A 14,429-nucleotide genomic window follows, 5' to 3' on the forward strand; every position below is an offset into this window, starting at 1 on the left:
TGCTGAATCCGGGCAGTGCTCTCCATCCTTGCGCGCTGTGTACACGCTCCGATGGTTCTGTGCTTTCCGTCTCCAGCCTGCCTGCAACACTTACGCTCGGTGGGGCAGGCGCTGAGTGTCAGGCCACCGTCAGCCATTTATCGACGGTGTGGTCATCGAGCTGTTCCATGCTGCCCTGCGCCACATTGCGGCCGCGGTGCAGCAGCAGGAAATAGTCCGCCACGCGACGGATCAGCGACAGGCGCTGCTCCAGCAGCAGGATGGTCAGTCCGTAGTCGAGGTTAAGCCGACGGATCAGATTGCCCATCTCCTCTTCCAGCCACGGCGACATCCCGTCGGTCGGCTCATCCAGAATCAGCAGTTTGGGCTGCAGCACCAGCGCGCGCGCCAGGGCCAGCTGTTGCTGCTGATCGATCGGCAGATCGCCGCTGCGCTGCTGGCGCAGAGAGTAGAGCGCCGGGAAGAGGTCGAACACCATTTCGGGAATGGCGCGATGGCTGGCACCCGCCAGCAGGGCAATCAGCAGATTATCTTCCACGCTCATCTGGGTAAAAATATGGCGGCCCTGCGGCACATAGCCAATCCCCATCTGCGCCCGCTGTTCAGCCGGTTGCAGCAGCAGATCTTCCGGCGGCGAGCCATCCTCTTTCCAGGAGATAGAGCCGCTGTTAATCGGCAATCTGCCCATGATGCAGTTCACCAGCGTGGTTTTACCCATGCCAGGTCGGCCCAGAATGCCGGTGCAGGTGCCAGGCGACAGATCCAGGTCCACATCCCACAGAATATGGTTTTGACCGTAAAATTGATTTACCGAACGTAAACTCAGCATCTGACACTCTCCTTCCCGATCGTTAGCCTGATTGCTTCCGCGCTCTGTCGTCTGGCAAACAAGTCATCAGCAATGGCAGCCTCGCCATTGCAGCACAGTGCGCGTTCCGCGCGGTGACGCAACTGACTCCTGCAATTCCCAGGCCAGATCTAAAAACGGCCCTGTTTCCTGCTGCAGCGCCACGTATCAGGGATGAAAGGTGAGAAAAACTTATCAATTCCCCACGGTGACCACGCATCTGCACTTTTGCAGTGCCCTGGAGCGCTGTTTCTGGTGCAGACGTACTGTAACGTGGCAGGAAGTCCGATTAAGAATCTTAGTATGAGGCGTGCAAATTTGCGTACGACACCCGGTGACAGATTAAAATTGCAGAATAATCCGTCAGCAGGCGACGCGAAATTTAACGCAAAAAAAATTATTTTCACGGTAGTGAGAAGGCAGGGAAAAATTATACACAGCAGATGGCGTCGGGGCTGCCATCACTTATCCACCATTCCTGTGGATAACCTTGTGCATTAGGTAATGAAAACCAGTTGGAAGCGAGGAAATACGCGGCCTGGTAACATAATGACGAGAATCTGGCCTCATAGTCTTATGTCAGTAAAATCAGTTGCTTATCAAAAAACAAGCCTGAGAATTATCTGTCAGGTAACCGTACTGTAATTTTGTGACACTCTATTGACAAATGTTAAATCAGATCCCTTCCTGGGGATAACATTGCGCAACATGCTGAGCGATAACGCTGCCAGCCTGCAGGGACATCAGGTGCCATCCTGCTGGCGTTAACATTGCACCAATACTGTTTTTATATCCAGTATTATTTTCTGGCAAAATCACCATAGCAGAGTAAAATAAGTGCCTGCCCGCCGACTTCTCCAGCAGGAACTGCATTCATGAGCAAAGCCTTTAAATTGAACTCCGCCTTTAAACCTTCGGGCGACCAGCCTGAGGCGATACGTCGCCTGGAAGAGGGGCTGGAGGATGGACTGGCCCATCAGACCTTATTAGGCGTAACCGGCTCTGGTAAAACGTTTACCGTCGCCAACGTGATTGCCGACCTCAACCGTCCGACCATGGTGCTGGCGCCCAACAAGACGCTGGCCGCCCAGCTCTATGGCGAGATGAAAGAGTTTTTCCCGGATAACGCCGTCGAGTTTTTCGTCTCTTACTACGACTACTACCAGCCTGAAGCCTATGTGCCGAGCTCCGACACCTTTATCGAAAAGGATGCGTCGGTGAACGAACATATCGAACAGATGCGTCTGTCGGCCACCAAGGCGCTGCTGGAACGGCGCGATGTCATTGTGGTGGCATCGGTTTCGGCTATCTACGGTCTGGGCGATCCCGATCTCTATCTGAAAATGATGCTCCACCTGACCCGCGGCATGATTATCGATCAGCGCAGTATTCTGCGCCGTCTGTCAGAGCTGCAGTACACCCGCAACGACCAGGCGTTCCAGCGCGGCACATTCCGGGTGCGCGGCGAAGTGATCGATATCTTCCCGGCGGAGTCGGACGATATTGCGCTGCGCGTCGAGCTGTTTGACGAAGAGGTTGAGCGTCTGTCGCTGTTTGACCCGCTGACCGGCCAGATCGATTCGGTCGTGCCGCGCTTTACCATCTACCCCAAGACGCACTACGTCACGCCGCGTGAGCGTATTCTGCAGGCGATGGAAGATATCAAAGTTGAGCTGGCGGACCGCCGCCGGGTGCTGCTGGAGAACAATAAGCTGCTGGAAGAGCAGCGCATTACCCAGCGTACCCAGTTTGACCTGGAGATGATGAGTGAGCTGGGTTACTGCTCTGGCATTGAGAACTACTCACGCTACCTCTCCGCACGCGGACCGGGCGAAGCGCCGCCGACGCTGTTTGACTATCTGCCCGCCGATGGCCTGCTGGTGGTGGATGAGTCGCACGTGACCATTCCGCAGATTGGCGGCATGTACAAAGGCGACCGGGCGCGTAAAGAGACGCTGGTGGAGTATGGCTTCCGCCTGCCGTCGGCGCTGGATAACCGTCCGATGAAGTTTGAAGAGTTTGAGGCGCTGGCCCCGCAGACCATCTATGTTTCGGCGACGCCGGGCAAATATGAGCTGGAAAAGTCGGGCGACGAAGTGATCGATCAGGTGGTGCGTCCTACCGGTCTGCTGGATCCGATCATCGAAGTGCGTCCGGTCGGTACCCAGGTCGACGATCTGCTGTCAGAAATCCGTCAGCGCGTGGCGATCAACGAACGTGTACTGGTGACGGTGCTGACCAAACGCATGGCGGAAGATCTCACCGAATATCTGTCTGAGCATGGTGAGAAGGTGCGTTATCTGCACTCCGATATCGACACGGTAGAGCGTATGGAGATTATCCGCGACTTACGTCTGGGCGAGTTTGATGTGCTGGTGGGCATCAACTTACTGCGTGAGGGGCTGGATATGCCGGAAGTGTCGCTGGTGGCGATTCTCGATGCGGATAAAGAGGGCTTCCTGCGCTCCGAACGCTCGCTGATTCAGACCATTGGCCGTGCGGCGCGTAACATCAACGGTAAGGCGATTCTCTACGGGGATAAAATCACGCCGTCGATGGCGCGCGCCATTGAAGAGACCGAGCGCCGCCGTGAGAAACAGCAGCTGCACAACGAAGAGAACGGCATCGTGCCGCAGGGCCTGAATAAGAAGATCACCGATATTCTGGAACTGGGCAAAAACGTGGTGAAAACCCGCGGCAAAGCGAAACCCGCCCGTCCTGGCGAAGCCCAGGCGCTGGCCGATTTCCAGCTGTTAACGCCGCAGGCTCTGCAGAAGAAGATCCACGAGCTGGAAGGGCAGATGCAGCAGCATGCGCAGAACCTGGAGTTCGAACAGGCGGCCAACGTGCGCGATCAGCTGCATGAACTGCGAACGCTGTTTATTGCGGCCTCGTAGCGCCGTTAAAGCCCTGAATGGCGTGTTCCAGCGCCACCCGTAACAGCTGGCGGTCGTGACGATATTGGATATCGGCGGCCTCCAGCGGTTCACGGACAATCAGTCGGTTTTCAATGCCACGGGTGTCCACTGCCGGGCTGACGACCAGCGCATCAATCACCCGCTTGCCGATATAACGCTCCATCATCTGCAGCTTGTCAGCCACTGAGAGACTGGCGGCGGCAGGACTCAGCTCGCGGCCCAGATTGCCGATAAACACCATAGTGGCAGGCGTGCGACGCAAGGCCTGCGCCATCTCTTCCATCAGCAGAATCGGCATCAGGCTGGTGTAAAAGCTGCCGGGTCCAATCAGGATCAGATCCGCTTCACCAACCGCCTGCAGCGCTTCCCGCGTTGGCTGGACGTTGGGATGCAGCATCAGCTCCTGCGGCGGCTGCTTCATCTCGTCAATTGCGGTTTCGCCATAAACCATGTTGCCTTCAACATCCATCGCCACCAAATCCACCGGCTGCTCCGACATCGGGATTAAAAAGGCGTCGACCTTCAGCAGGTTACGGATAATGTTGATCGCTTCCAGCGGACGAACGCTGAGATGATCCAGCGCCCGCAGCATCAGATTACCCAGGTTGTGTCCGGCCAGTTCGCCATTACCGGCAAAACGGTACTCAAACATCGCCGAAGCGACGCTGGGTTCTGCAATCAGCTGGTTAAGGCAGTTACGCATATCGCCCCAGGCGATACCACCTTCTGAGCGACGAATACGGCCGGTTGATCCGCCGTTGTCGGTGGTGGTGACGATGCCGGTGAGACGCGAGCCCAGCGGGGAAAGGGCAGACATGACGCGGCCTAAACCGTGTCCGCCTCCCAGTGCCACAACGCGATCAAGATCGGCCAGAGTGCGATTCATACTTCTCCTTAATATCCGTTCGCGTGGCGTGGCTCTAATCGCTAAGCCCGCGCGGATGACTTACGTCAAAATCTGGATCGCATTTTAACGTATCCTGTCGCGAAAATGCGGTGAAAATTCGATATGTATAAGAATATATAGCGAAAACAGCAAATGGAAGAGTGACGAAAATCACGCTACCATCATGCTTACCGCGCTGATCAACGGGTCAGCGTACACTCAAGCCTGAATGCCTACGTCTGCGGATAGGGGATTCAGGCCGTAGCCATCGAGCTGCCAGGGTGCAGGAAGAAATGACTGCATCTCCCAATCTGGAAAGGTGTTCTGGTGTCACAATTTACTGATGCATACGCGCGTAAGTTCTATTACCTGCGCCTGTCGGTCACGGATGTCTGTAATTTCCGCTGTACCTACTGTCTTCCTGACGGCTACAAACCGCAGGGAATTCGTAACAAAAGCTTTCTCTCGCTGGATGAAATCCGCCGCGTCACGCGGGCCTTTGCCGCTGCCGGAACGGAAAAAGTGCGGCTGACCGGCGGTGAGCCGTCGCTGCGCCGTGATTTCACCGACATCATTGCGGCGGTGCGCGAAAACGCCTCCATTCGCCAGATCGCGGTAACCACCAATGGCTACCGGCTGGCGCGTGACGTGAAACAGTGGCGTGACGCGGGGTTAACCGCACTCAACGTCAGCGTCGACAGCCTGGATGCCCGTCAGTTTCACGCCATTACCGGCCAGGATAAATTCCATCAGGTGATGAGTGGTATTGATGCTGCCCTCGACGCCGGTTTTCGCCAGGTCAAAGTCAACAGCGTGCTGATGCGCGATCTCAACAGCCGTAATCTGGCCACGTTCCTCGACTGGATCCGTACCCGTCCGATTCAGCTGCGCTTTATCGAGCTGATGGAGACCGGCGACGGCGGCACGCTGTTCCGCGATCAGCATGTTTCCGGCATGGTCATCCGCGATCAGCTGATCGCCCAAGGCTGGCAGCGTCGGGAGAGCGGACGCAGCGACGGCCCGGCGCAGGTCTTTTACCATCCCGATTATGTCGGCGAGATTGGTCTGATCATGCCTTATGCCAAAGATTTCTGTGCCAGCTGCAACCGTCTGCGCGTTTCGGCGCACGGTAATCTGCATCTATGCCTGTTTGGTGACGGCGGTGTGCCGCTGCGCGATCTGCTGGCGTCAGACGACCAGCAGGCCGAACTGCAGGCGCGCATCGCCAGCAGCCTGGGGCAGAAAAAGCAGACGCACTTTCTGCATCAGGGCAACACCGGCATCACACAGAATCTCTCTTACATTGGCGGCTAATTTCAGGAGGCAGTATGGGTAAACCAGCCAGCGAATTTCAGGCAGTGCAGATTGCGGTGATGACAGTGTCAGATCGTCGCGATGCCAGTGACGATACCTCCGGCGACTATCTGCGCGAAGCCGCAGCCGAAGCGGGGCATGAGGTGGTCGATCACGCTATCGTGCCGGATAATCTCTATCGTATTCGCGCCACCGTGTCGCGCTGGATCGCCAGTGAAGATGTTCAGGTCGTGATTATTAATGGCGGAACCGGCTTTAACCTGAAAAACAGCACGCCGGAAGCGCTGCTGCCGCTGTTCGACCGCGAGATTGATGGATTTGGCGAACTGTTCCGGATGATCTCCTATGAAGAGATTGGCGGTTCGACATTGCAGTCGCGCGCGATTGCCGGTCTGGCTAATCAGACGCTGATCCTGGCCGTGCCGGGTTCCACCAGCGCCTGCCGCACCGCCTGGGAACGCATTATCGCTGACCAGCTTGATGCGCGAACCGCGCCCTGTAATTTTGTCTCACATCTCAAGAAACGGTAAGTATGTCTCAACTCACACACATTAACGCCGCGGGCGAAGCGCACATGGTGGATGTCTCCGCCAAGGCGGAAACCGTGCGCGAAGCGCGGGCAGAAGTGCTGGTGCTGATGCAGCCGGAAACGCTGCAGATGATTATCGAAGGCAGCCACCACAAAGGGGATGTCTTTGCCACCGCGCGCATCGCCGGTATTCAGGCGGCGAAACGCACCTGGGAACTGATTCCGCTCTGTCATCCGCTGATGCTGAGCAAAGTGGAAGTGAACCTGGAGGCTGAACCGGACCATAACCGGGTCCGCATCACCACGCTCTGTCGCCTGACCGGCAAAACCGGCGTGGAGATGGAAGCGCTGACGGCCGCATCGGTTGCCGCGCTGACTATCTACGACATGTGCAAAGCGGTGCAGAAAGATATCGTTATCGATCAGCTGCGGTTAATCAGCAAGAGCGGTGGCAAAAGCGGCGATTTCCAGGCGGTCGCGCATGATTAAGGTGCTGTTTTTCGCCCAGGTCCGTGAGCTGATCGGCACCTCATCGCTTGAGGTCGGTGCTGATTATCCGGATGTGGCCGCGCTGCGCAGTGCGCTGGCAGATCGCGATGACCGCTGGGCGCTGGCGCTCGAGTCGGGCAAGCTGCTGGCGGCGGTGAATCAGACGCTGGTGCCGATGAGTCATCCGCTGCACGCCGGTGATGAAGTGGCCTTTTTCCCGCCCGTGACCGGAGGCTAAGATGGAAACGCAGATTCGCGTCGGTCCCGCGCCCTTTGATATGGCGGAAGCCTATCGCTGGCTGGCGGCCTGTGATGAAGATGGTGCGGTAGTGACCTTTACCGGCAAAGTCCGTAACCACAATCTGGGCAACGACGTCGCGGCACTGACGCTGGAGCACTATCCCGGCATGACCGAAAAAGCGCTACAGGAGATTGTTGATGCGGCGCGCGAACGCTGGCCGCTGCAGCGCGTCACGGTGATCCATCGCGTGGGCGAACTGTTTCCCGGCGATGAAATCGTGCTGGTGGGCGTGACCAGTGCCCATCGTGGCAGCGCCTTTTCCGCTGCAGAGTTCATCATGGATTACCTGAAAACCCGCGCGCCGTTCTGGAAGCGAGAAGCGACAGAGCAGGGCGATCGCTGGGTGGATGCCCGCGACAGCGACCATCAGGCGGCTCAGCGCTGGGACTAAGCTGCATTAACGGCTTAGCGGGCAGAAGTGTCTGCGCCCGCTGAGCCGTTAACCGCAGACACGCCGCTGCCCGCATCCCCGGACATCACGACGCTTAGGGCGGGATTAAGGCTGCTTTAGCTGCTCAGCCGGACCAAAACCGGTCTGACCGTGGCTGTGTTCGCCGCCGCCGGCGGTGCGCTTCAGCTGAATGACCTGGCCCTGTTGCCAGGCATTGGCACCTGCTGCGGCAGGATGCGCCACGATATCCGCACGCTGGGCGCGGATCTTTTTTGCTGTCGACGTCAAAACGACGATCGCGGTCCGCCAGCAGTCGCGAGTCCATCTGACCATCCTCCGTAAAGCCCATCATCAGCGCCGGAATGCCGATCGGCAGCGTTTTGTCGCGATCGGTGTGCCAGGTGTGCCAGGTTTTCCCGTAGGTGTTCACAATGCGCTTCATCAGGGCGTGGTCGGCGGCTTCCGGTAAGCCTGGTGCAATCAGCGTGCCCGATTTCACCTCATACTGATGGCTGTGCCAGAGCTTCTTCTCTTCGGGCGGCAGGGTGTTAAACAGCCGTTCGCTGATAATGTACTCCACGCCCATCAGCCGTGCATCGCGCGTGTTGCCGTCGTAAATCACCGCCTGCATCACATCGTCGTTCAGCACGGTGACATAGTGGTGCGCCTCCATCTGACCGTTCTTATCGCCGTTATAAAAATGGAATCCGTCGAGATAGGTGTTGATGGCGTCGATGGGCGGACGTGACTGCATCACGCTGGCGCCGGTCTCCAGCACCTTAAGCGAGGAGGAGGTGGGGGGCGCCCGGTGATTTTACCTGGGCAGGCGTATTATTGGCGCCGCAGCCGGTTAATAACAGGCTGAACGCCGCAACAGGCCAGAGTTTAAACATCGTAAGTTCCTTTAACGGTAAAAAAGATAACCTTAGTTCAGTTCTCGCCTGCCTGTGAAACTCTGGCAATGGTAGAGTAGAGCTTTGGTTCATTCTGAGGACAGGCATGTCATCCACCCCGATTCTGCAACGTCTGACACTGGTCGCCGCACTGGTGCTGGCAGGTTGTAGCAGCAAGAAAACCCCTGAGGCGCCGGTGCGGCAGCCTGAAGATGTCAAAGCGCAGATCCAGCGGCTATTGCCGTCGCACGTCAGCAATAAAGCGGCATGGAGCGACGATATCTACACCACCTTCCGCACTCAGCAGATCGATCCCAGCGCCAGCAACCTCTGCGCGGTGATCGCCGTGGCGGATCAGGAGAGCAACTTCAGCGCGGAGGCCGCCGTACCGGGTCTGCCAAAAATCGCATGGGGCGAGATCAACCGCCGTGCGGCGCAGGTGCACGTCCCGGCATTCCTGGTGCGTACCGCGCTGCAGATCAAATCGCCCACCGGTGAAAGCTACGCCGCCCGGCTGGACAAAGTGCGCAGTGAGAAAGAGCTGAGCGCTATTTTCGATGACCTGATCGATATGGTGCCGATGGGCCAGACGCTGTTCGGCAATCTCAATCCGATCCACACCGGCGGGCCGATGCAGGTCAGCATTGCGTTTGCCGAAGCGCATGCCAAGGGCTACCCGTGGCCGATTGATGGCACCATCCGGCGTGAAGTCTTTACCCGCCACGGCGGGATCTACTTCGGGACGATGCACCTGCTCGGCTATCCGGCTGACTACAGCCAGCCACTCTACCGCTTTGCCGACTACAATGCGGGCTGGTATGCCAGCCGCAATGCGGCTTTCCAGGCGGCGGTGTCGCGCGCTACCGGCATGAAGCTGGCGCTGGATGGCGATCTGATTCTTTATGGATCGGATGCGGCGGGTGGCACCGAACTGGCGGTGCGCACGCTGTCGAAGCAGATCGATATGAGCAACAGCGACATTCGCCGCGATCTGGAGAAAGGGGAGAAAGCGTCGTTCAGCGACAGCGAACTCTGGAAACAGGTCTTTACCCTGGCGGATAAAATGGCGGGTAGAAAGTTACCGCGTGAAATGCTGCCGGGCATCAAGCTGGAAAGTCCGAAAATTACCCGTAATCTCACCACGGCGTGGTTTGCGCAGCGTGTCGACAGCCGTTATCAGCAGTGCCTGTCGCGACGTTAAGCGGCATGTTGTGGCGCAGTTGAGCTGAGCTGTGCCACACTTAGAGCCAGTTCCGGGCGACTTTTATTGTTATTCTGGCCCTGAACTGTGCGCATCCTCATAAGGCCGTATGAGCCCGTGGCGGTTGTGTCGCGCTGTCGCTGGCCCAACGGGCTGAAACAGAAACAACGTATGCCTGCCAGACCAGGTTATTCATCCGGTTCCCTGTGTGGAGCCGGTCCTAATCCGTTTAACAAGAGGTGCATCATGGACCGATATCCACGAAATGATTCCATCGTTCAATCCGCATCTCGCGGTTTACAAGCCTATATGGCGCAGGTCTATGGCTGGATGACCTGCGGTCTGTTACTGACGGCGTTTGTCTCCTGGTACGCTGCGCGCACGCCAGCGATCATGGAGCTGGTGTTTGCTAACCGCATCACCTTCTTCGGACTGATTATCGTGCAGCTGGGGCTGGTCTTCTTCCTGTCAGGCATGGTGCATCGCCTGAGCGGGGCCGTGGCAACCGGGCTGTTTATGCTCTATTCGGCGCTGACCGGCCTGACCATGGCGAGTATCTTCCTGGTTTACACCAACTCTTCGATCGCCAGCACCTTCTTTATCACGGCGGGGATGTTTGGCGCGATGAGCTTCTACGGCTATACCACCAAACGCGATCTCAGCCGTTTTGGCAGCCTGCTGTTTATGGCGCTGATTGGCATCGTGCTGGCGTCGCTGGTGAACTTCTGGCTGAAAAGCCCGGCGCTGATGTGGGCGATTACCTACATCGGGGTGGTGGTATTTGTGGGGTTAACGGCCTATGACACGCAGAAGCTGAAAAATATCGGTGAGCAGATCGATGCCCGCGATACGGAAAACCTGCGTCGCTACTCGATTATGGGCGCACTGACGCTGTATCTCGACTTTATCAACCTGTTCCTGATGCTGCTGCGGATTTTCGGCAACCGCCGTTAAGCCTGAGGGAGTAGCGGGGGGAGGCGCACTGTCTGCGCCTCCCCTTTTTTTATTACGACTTCTGCAACTTCTGCTCGTTCTTCTGACGCAGATGCTTCGCCCGACTCTCCAGCCCCAGATAGAGCACCAGCGCTAACAGCAGCGGCAGGATAAAGTAGAGCACGCGATAAGCCAGCAGCGCCGCAATGATAGTGCCATGCGAGGCGTGCTGACCGCTAAGCAGCGCCAGGAAGACCGCTTCCAGTACGCCAATGCCCGCCGGAATATGAATGATTACCCCGGCAATACTGCTGATCAGCAGCACGCCCAGCACCATCGGATAATCGACGTCTCGTCCCAGCAGCAGCCAGATAATCGCCCCCCATCACCATCCAGTTGGCACAGGAAACCGCAAACTGCAGCAGCGCCATGCGCAGCGAGGGCAGCTGCAGCGTCTGACCTTTTACCGTCCAGCGCCGCTGTTTTGAGAAGGCACAGGCCCAGAGGTAGACCGCCACCAGCACCAGCAGAGCGCCACCAATCAGCCGCAGGGTAGTTTCACCAATAAACCAGCCGCTGGGGATTGACACCATGCCCGCACTGAATACCACGCCCGCCAGCAGAATATAGCCCAGCCAGTTAGTGGCGATGCTCAGAGAGAAGATGCGGGTAATGGTGCCGCTATCCAGCCCTAACCGTGAATAGAGCCGGTAGCGCATCGCGACGCCACCCACCCAGGTGCTCAGCGTCAGGTTGAAGGCGTAACAGATAAACGACACCAGCATTACCTGCCGCTTCGCCAGCTTATGGCCGCAGTAGGCGCGTCCAATCAGGTCATAGCAGCCATACACCAGGTAACTCAGCACCACCAGTCCGGCGGCGGTCAGTACCACAAAGCGGTTGTAGTTAACGATGACGTCATAAACATCTTCCCAGTTCACTTTGCGGGCATAGACCACCAGCAGAACCACCACCGCGATGAAAAAGAGCACGGTGAGGATTTTTTCGCCAGTTGCCAGCGTGGATGTTTTTTTGCCATCAGGATTTTGCTCCCGAGTTATCAGTTTCAACGCGATCCTGCGTCTCCATTTCAGGCTGTACCGGCTCACCCACCTGGGCCAGCAGCGGCGTATGCGCCGGCAGCCAGCCAGCGATGGCCGGGAAATGGCGCAGGAAGTGGAATACCACCACGCTTTTACTCAGTTGCCACCAGTTGCGCGGCGGTAAGCGATCTTCCTGCACGCGCTGGCAATCGTTGGCCAGCAGCGCTTCCAGGTTATCGCGCAGCGTCTGGTTAAACGGCCTGTCGTGGATGATCAGATTGGCTTCAAGGTTAAGTGACAGGCTGAGCGGATCGAGATTGCTGGAGCCGACGGTGGCCCAGTAGTCGTCTTTTACCGCGATCTTGCCGTGCAGCGGGCGACGGATATATTCGTAGACTTCGACCCCGCCATCGACCAGATAGTTGTAGAGCAGCTCCGCGCCCACTTTCACAATCGGCATATCCGGTTCGCCCTGCACAATCAGTCGCACCCGGACGCCACGCTGCGCGGCGTTGCGCATCTCACGCAGCAGCCGGTAACCCGGGAAGAAGTAGGCATTGGCGATAATCACATCCCGCTTCGCCTCACGCAGCATCTCCAGGTAGTGGACTTCGATGTCGTCACGATGCTCGTCGTTATCGCGATAAACATAGAGCACCTGAGCATCGCCTGGCGTGGCGTTGACCGCCGGACGATGAGAGCGCGATCCCCACCAGCGGCGGGTATTCTGTTCGCTGCCAATCGCCTGTTGCAGATAGCGGGCGATGTCACCCACCACCGGGCCTTTGACCTGTACCGCATAATCCTGTTTCGCTTCCGGGCCATAATCCGTGTTGTGCTCGGCCGAGAAGTTAATGCCGCCCACAAAGGCCACCACGTCATCCACCACCACGGTTTTGCGGTGCAGGCGGCGGAAAACGTTGGTGCGCATCCCCATCACCAGCGGACGCGGATCGTAATAGATGAAACGCACGCCAGCGCTGGTCAGGCTGTTAACAAATTTGTCGGAGAGTTCGGCAGAGCCATAACCATCGACCATCACTTCGACCCGCACGCCGCGCTGGGCTGCCGCCAGCAGTTCGCGGTGCAGGGCGTTGCCCACGTCATCCTCAAACAGAATAAAGGTTTCGATTAATACCGTACGTTCCGCCCGCTGGATCGCGCCAAAGACCCGCGGGAAAAACGCTTCGCCATTTTCCAGCAACAGCAGCCGGTTGCCTTCCTGCCAGCTAAAATTCATAGGTGAATCTCCACCGCCAGCGGCGCATGGTCGGAAAGATGGGACCAGGGCTTGCGCGGCAGCGCCCACGGATGACTGACGGTGGCGTTGCGGACATAGATGCGGTCAAGCCGCAGGATCGGGAAGCGCGCCGGGAAGGTGCGCGCCGGGCGTCCGGTTTTCATGCTGAATACCTCTTTCAGGCCTGCGCCATGTTTCAGAATGGAGTTAGCGCGTCGCTGCCAGTCGTTGAAATCGCCCGCCACCACCACCGGCGCGTCGGGCGGCAGTGAGTTAACCATTTCACATATTTTCTTCATCTGCGCGTGACGATGGGCCACTTTCAGACCCAGATGAACGCAGATGACATGCAGCGTGCCGTGCGGCTCGGGCAGGGCGATCTGGCAGTGCAGCATGCCGCGGTTTTCACTGCCCGCCACCGAGATATCCCGGTTCTCATAGTCGGCGATCGGGAAGCGAGACAGCACCGCATTGCCGTGATGCCCCTCCGGATAGACCGCATTACGCCCATAGGCGAAATCGTTCCATATGGTGTCGGCCAGAAACTCATAATGAGGAGAATCGGGCCACTCCTCATGGTTAAGGGAGTGGATGGCATGCGTGCCCATCACCTCCTGCAGAAAGACCACATCCGCCTCCGTCGCGCGAACGGCGTCGCGTAATTCGGGCAGGATGAAGCGGCGATTGAAAGGGGCGAAACCCTTATGTGTATTGATCGTCAGGACTTTTATTGAAAATCCTTGCTTGTTTTGTGGCATACTCGCGACGCACTCCTTTTCATCATCAATAGAATCAAAGTGTAGTCTTTGTCACAAATGGGTGGTGAAAGAGGGCGAAAATTAGGGCGTTATCCGAAAATTGTTTTACATTGAGGAAATCGTTTCCGGCTTGTGCCGGTAGCACTTGGGCGACCTGTTGGGTCTGCCAGGAGAACTGAATGAAATGGTCTAATCGTATTCAAATTATCACGGGTCAAACGTTGTTGCATATTGCTATGCATCTGCTGGTGATCGCTGCACTGATCTGGGGCTGGAAGCACAAAGCGCTGGTTGATGTGTGCAGTACGCTGGTGGCGATGTACGCACTGGTTTTTGTTGCCATGCTGGTGACACAGCGCATTGCCCGTTTACGTACTCTCGGCGATTATCTTGAAGAAGCGACCACCACTTACTACTTTGGCGCCGCCATGATGACACTGTTCCTGGTGTCGCGGATTTACCACAACAACCTGCTGCTGGCGTGTCTCGGCGTAGTGATGTTGCTGGGTCCGGCGCTGGTCTCGCTGCTGGCGAAAGAGCCACCGCGACGAATCGAAAACAAACGTAGTTAAGTTGAAGGCCACCGGAAGGTGGCCTTCCTGTTTTCAGGCGGTTAAGTTGTGTCAGGAAATGTGAGCTATCTCGCACACTTCTCTTAAAGCTGTTACACTCGCCCGCTTACGCAT

At 57.3% G+C, this 14,429-nt stretch carries 14 protein-coding genes, 2 pseudogenes and 1 riboswitch; of the genes and pseudogenes, 9 read left to right on the forward strand and 7 right to left on the reverse strand.

The genetic code is table 11. The features are described from left to right. Nucleotides 1-118: 118 nt before the first annotated feature. Nucleotides 119-829, reverse strand: a complete 711-nt coding sequence (locus JNO11_RS05500) for an ATP-binding cassette domain-containing protein (protein ID WP_325177046.1) — start codon at nt 827-829, stop codon at nt 119-121. 693 nt (nt 830-1,522) lie between these two features. Continuing rightward, nucleotides 1,523-1,720, reverse strand: coding sequence for a hypothetical protein (locus tag JNO11_RS05505; protein ID WP_010669673.1), 198 nt, complete (start codon nt 1,718-1,720; stop codon nt 1,523-1,525). A 2-nt stretch (nt 1,721-1,722) separates the two neighbouring features. On the opposite strand from JNO11_RS05505, the gene uvrB reads away from it, so the two are divergent. Then, a complete protein-coding gene (uvrB, locus tag JNO11_RS05510; RefSeq protein ID WP_010260230.1) occupies nt 1,723-3,744 on the forward strand; it encodes an excinuclease ABC subunit UvrB in 2,022 nt (673 codons plus the stop codon). Here the strand turns inward: uvrB and yvcK are convergent. Then, a complete protein-coding gene (gene yvcK, locus JNO11_RS05515) occupies nt 3,728-4,651 on the reverse strand; it encodes a uridine diphosphate-N-acetylglucosamine-binding protein YvcK (protein ID WP_010260233.1) in 924 nt (307 codons plus the stop codon). The genes uvrB and yvcK overlap by 17 nt on opposite strands. 204 nt (nt 4,652-4,855) lie before the next feature. After that, a riboswitch (molybdenum cofactor riboswitch) is annotated at nt 4,856-4,989 on the forward strand. Here yvcK and moaA point away from each other — a divergent pair. The 5 genes from moaA (at nt 4,979) to moaE (ending at nt 7,675) form a co-directional block, all read left to right on the forward strand. After that, the gene (gene moaA / locus JNO11_RS05520; RefSeq protein ID WP_022626014.1) at nt 4,979-5,965 is read left to right on the forward strand and encodes a GTP 3',8-cyclase MoaA; all 987 of its coding nucleotides are present in this window, start codon (nt 4,979-4,981) and stop codon (nt 5,963-5,965) included. It overlaps the preceding riboswitch by 11 nt. Before the next feature lie 14 nt (nt 5,966-5,979). Further along, the gene (gene moaB, locus JNO11_RS05525) at nt 5,980-6,495 is read left to right on the forward strand and encodes a molybdenum cofactor biosynthesis protein B (RefSeq protein WP_022626013.1); all 516 of its coding nucleotides are present in this window, start codon (nt 5,980-5,982) and stop codon (nt 6,493-6,495) included. Between the two features lie 2 nt (nt 6,496-6,497). Next, nucleotides 6,498-6,983 (forward strand): cyclic pyranopterin monophosphate synthase MoaC, encoded by a 486-nt coding sequence (moaC, locus tag JNO11_RS05530; RefSeq protein ID WP_050680592.1) that lies wholly within the window; start codon nt 6,498-6,500, stop codon nt 6,981-6,983. Continuing rightward, nucleotides 6,976-7,221: a molybdopterin synthase sulfur carrier subunit gene (gene moaD / locus JNO11_RS05535; RefSeq protein WP_010260243.1), complete on the forward strand. Its 246-nt coding sequence runs from the start codon at nt 6,976-6,978 to the stop codon at nt 7,219-7,221. Before moaC ends, moaD begins: the two co-directional genes overlap by 8 nt. A 1-nt stretch (nt 7,222) precedes the next feature. Beyond that, on the forward strand, nt 7,223-7,675 hold the full coding sequence (moaE, locus tag JNO11_RS05540) for a molybdopterin synthase catalytic subunit MoaE (RefSeq protein WP_010260246.1): 453 nt from the start codon (nt 7,223-7,225) through the stop codon (nt 7,673-7,675). 105 nt (nt 7,676-7,780) lie between these two features. Here moaE and JNO11_RS05545 read toward each other — a convergent pair. Next, nucleotides 7,781-8,568, reverse strand: a pseudogene (locus JNO11_RS05545) (OBAP family protein). 106 nt (nt 8,569-8,674) lie between these two features. On the opposite strand from JNO11_RS05545, the gene JNO11_RS05550 reads away from it, so the two are divergent. Both JNO11_RS05550 and JNO11_RS05555 read left to right on the forward strand, forming a co-directional pair. After that, on the forward strand, nt 8,675-9,769 hold the full coding sequence (locus JNO11_RS05550) for a DUF1615 domain-containing protein (RefSeq protein WP_010669679.1): 1,095 nt from the start codon (nt 8,675-8,677) through the stop codon (nt 9,767-9,769). A 246-nt stretch (nt 9,770-10,015) separates the two neighbouring features. Continuing rightward, nucleotides 10,016-10,723 carry a Bax inhibitor-1/YccA family protein gene (locus JNO11_RS05555; RefSeq protein ID WP_010260256.1) on the forward strand — a complete coding sequence of 236 codons (708 nt, stop codon included), beginning with the start codon at nt 10,016-10,018 and terminating at the stop codon, nt 10,721-10,723. 52 nt (nt 10,724-10,775) lie between these two features. Here the strand turns inward: JNO11_RS05555 and JNO11_RS05560 are convergent. The 3 genes and pseudogenes from JNO11_RS05560 to JNO11_RS05570 all read right to left on the reverse strand — a co-directional run bounded on the left by JNO11_RS05560 (nt 10,776) and on the right by JNO11_RS05570 (nt 13,743). After that, a pseudogene (locus JNO11_RS05560) lies at nt 10,776-11,741 on the reverse strand (lysylphosphatidylglycerol synthase domain-containing protein). Beyond that, a complete protein-coding gene (gene clsB / locus JNO11_RS05565) occupies nt 11,741-12,985 on the reverse strand; it encodes a cardiolipin synthase ClsB (protein ID WP_325177047.1) in 1,245 nt (414 codons plus the stop codon). The pseudogene JNO11_RS05560 and the gene clsB overlap by 1 nt, the downstream one beginning before the upstream one ends. Beyond that, nucleotides 12,982-13,743, reverse strand: coding sequence for an endonuclease/exonuclease/phosphatase family protein (locus JNO11_RS05570; protein ID WP_022626009.1), 762 nt, complete (start codon nt 13,741-13,743; stop codon nt 12,982-12,984). Before JNO11_RS05570 ends, clsB begins: the two co-directional genes overlap by 4 nt. Nucleotides 13,744-13,922: 179 nt before the next feature. On the opposite strand from JNO11_RS05570, the gene JNO11_RS05575 reads away from it, so the two are divergent. After that, complete coding sequence (locus JNO11_RS05575; protein WP_031594396.1) at nt 13,923-14,315, forward strand: YbhQ family protein; 393 nt, start codon at nt 13,923-13,925, stop codon at nt 14,313-14,315. The last annotated feature ends 114 nt before the right edge of the window (nt 14,316-14,429 follow it).

This window comes from Pantoea sp. 1B4 (genome assembly GCF_016925765.1).
GTDB lineage: Bacteria > Pseudomonadota > Gammaproteobacteria > Enterobacterales > Enterobacteriaceae > Pantoea > Pantoea agglomerans.